Below are 2247 nucleotides of genomic sequence, written 5' to 3' on the forward strand. Positions count from 1 at the left end.
CACCGCGTTGATGCCGATCAGGCTGTAATCGCCAACCGTGCACCCATGCAGCATGGCGTTATGGCCGACCGTCACCCCCTTGCCCAGGGTCAGGGGCGAACCCATGTCGGTGTGCATCACCGTGCCGTCCTGGACATTGCTGTCTTCGCCGATGTCGATCAGCTCATTGTCACCCCGCAATACAGCGCCAAACCAGACACTGGCACGGGCCTGCAGGCGCACGTTGCCGATCACGGTGGCGTTGGGCGCGATCCAACTGGTTGGATGGCTGTCGACCCGCAGGTCGCCCAGGCGATATTTCATGCTCGCTCCTCAGGATAAACGGCGGCGGTTTGCGGCAAACGGCAGGGTGGGCCCCGCTCAGATCTCGATGTAACGTTCAGGGGGTTGATGCAAGCTGATACCCGCGTCATACAGCAGGTTTACCAGCTCGACGATCATGATCGCCGACAACCCCCAAATCTTGTATTCGCCGTAACGGTAGCTGGGCACATACCAACTCCGGCCTTGGTAATCGATACGGTGAGTGTGGTCACGCGGGTCCTGGCGGAAGAATTCCAGCGGCACGGTGAATACTGCCGCGATCTCCGCATCATTGGCGCGGTATTCGACGTAATCGGGGATAAGCCCGACGAATGGCGTTACTTTCAGGCCATGCAGCGAAATCAGTGGGCTCAGCGGGCCGATCACTTCCACCAGCCCAGGGGGCAGGCCGATTTCTTCTTCGGCCTCGCGCAGGGCGGTAAACACCAGGTCCGGGTCTTCGGGGTCGCGGCGGCCACCGGGGAAGGCGACTTCGCCACCATGGGTCGACAGCCCCTTGGCGCGCAGGGTCAAAACCAGTTCGGGCGCTTCGCTGCGGGTAATGGGCAAGAGTACCGCCGCTTCGGGAAACCGTCGGTCAGTTTCCAGTGATGCAGGTTCATGGTTGCTCATTCGGCGAAGAAGCTCGTCCAGCATTGCGCACTCTCGTATCCAAGGCCTGTCTTGCATGATGCACCAAAGCCGCGAAGCACCCAAGCCCCGTGCGCTTGCGGCGGCCCCGTCGGCGCGCCAAGATAGCCCAGTCAAAAGGGAAGAACAGCATGAAATTCTGCAGCGCATGCGGCCAACCGGTCGTTCAGCGGATCCCCGAGGGCGACAGCCGCCTGCGGTATGTCTGCGAGTATTGCCAGACCGTTCACTACCAGAACCCCAACATCGTCGCAGGTGTGCTGCCCACCTGGGGTAGCCAGGTGCTGCTGTGCCGGCGCGCCATCGAGCCACGCCGCGGCTACTGGACCTTGCCCGCCGGGTTCATGGAAAACGGCGAAACCCTCGACCAGGCCGCCCGTCGCGAAACCGTCGAGGAGGCCTGCGCCCAGGTAGGGCCCATGGCCCTGTACCAGTTGTTCGACCTGCCGCACATTAACCAGGTACACGTGTTCTTCCGCGCGGAACTGGCCGACCTAAGCTTTGATGTGGGCATCGAGAGCCTGGAGGTGCGATTGTTCGAACAACATGAGATACCGTGGGACGAGCTGGCTTTCCGCACCGTCACACGCACACTAGAATGCTACTATCGCGACCGCATCGGGCAGCACTACCCCATAGGCCATGAGTACCTGCCGCCGATGAACGTCTCGCCCACTACTTAAGCCTGCAGGTGCTGCTTCATGCGCTGGTTGTTTGCCCTTTTCTGCCTTTGCGTTACCTCGGTGTCTCAGGCTGCCTTCACCGAGACCATCATTCGCAAGCCGCAGCCACCGGCGCCTGCTCAGTCGCAATCGCAGGCCGCCATGCAGCCGCTCATCGACAAGGTGCTGGTGATCAAGTCCGAGCGCCGCCTGCAACTGATCAGCCGTGGTGAGCCACTGAAGACCTACCGGATTTCCCTGGGCAAGCAGCCCAAGGGGGCCAAGGAACGCGAAGGCGACAAGAAGACCCCCGAGGGCCTCTACTGGTTGGACTGGCGCAAACAGAGCGACCGTTTCAACCTGGCCATGCATATCAACTACCCGAACATCAGCGACGCCGCCCGCGCCACCCGTGAAGGCGTAAGCGCCGGCAGCATGATCATGATCCATGGCACGCCGATCAACGACGAATACCCGGAGTGGTACTTCCATACCCTGGACTGGACGGACGGTTGCATTGCCATGCGTAACCGCGACATGCAGGAAGTCTGGGAACTGGTCAAAGACGGGACATTGATCGAGATCCGCCCCTGACGTTCTACAAAATGAGCTGATCGTGTAGGAGCTTTCG

General features: G+C 61.1%; 4 protein-coding genes. 2 read left to right on the plus strand and 2 right to left on the minus strand.

Going from position 1 to position 2247, the window contains the following annotated elements; genetic code table 11:
* Window positions 1-303: gamma carbonic anhydrase family protein (locus MFF34_RS27785; protein ID WP_238217805.1), on the minus strand; the 303-nt coding region annotated here is incomplete at its 3' end.
* A 57-nt stretch (window positions 304-360) separates the two neighbouring features.
* Window positions 361-960 (minus strand): CoA pyrophosphatase, encoded by a 600-nt coding sequence (locus tag MFF34_RS27790; protein WP_027595712.1) that lies wholly within the window; start codon window positions 958-960, stop codon window positions 361-363.
* 125 nt (window positions 961-1085) lie between these two features.
* Here MFF34_RS27790 and MFF34_RS27795 point away from each other — a divergent pair, with 125 nt between their 5' ends.
* Together MFF34_RS27795 and MFF34_RS27800 are read left to right on the plus strand one after the other, a co-directional pair.
* Window positions 1086-1637, plus strand: a complete 552-nt coding sequence (locus MFF34_RS27795) for an NUDIX hydrolase (protein WP_027595711.1) — start codon at window positions 1086-1088, stop codon at window positions 1635-1637.
* Between the two features lie 18 nt (window positions 1638-1655).
* Window positions 1656-2210, plus strand: a complete 555-nt coding sequence (locus MFF34_RS27800) for a murein L,D-transpeptidase family protein (RefSeq protein ID WP_099428455.1) — start codon at window positions 1656-1658, stop codon at window positions 2208-2210.
* Window positions 2211-2247 lie beyond the last annotated feature (37 nt).

Source organism: Pseudomonas sp. PAGU 2196 (assembly GCF_022179005.1).
Classification (GTDB): Bacteria; Pseudomonadota; Gammaproteobacteria; order Pseudomonadales; family Pseudomonadaceae; genus Aquipseudomonas; species Aquipseudomonas kermanshahensis.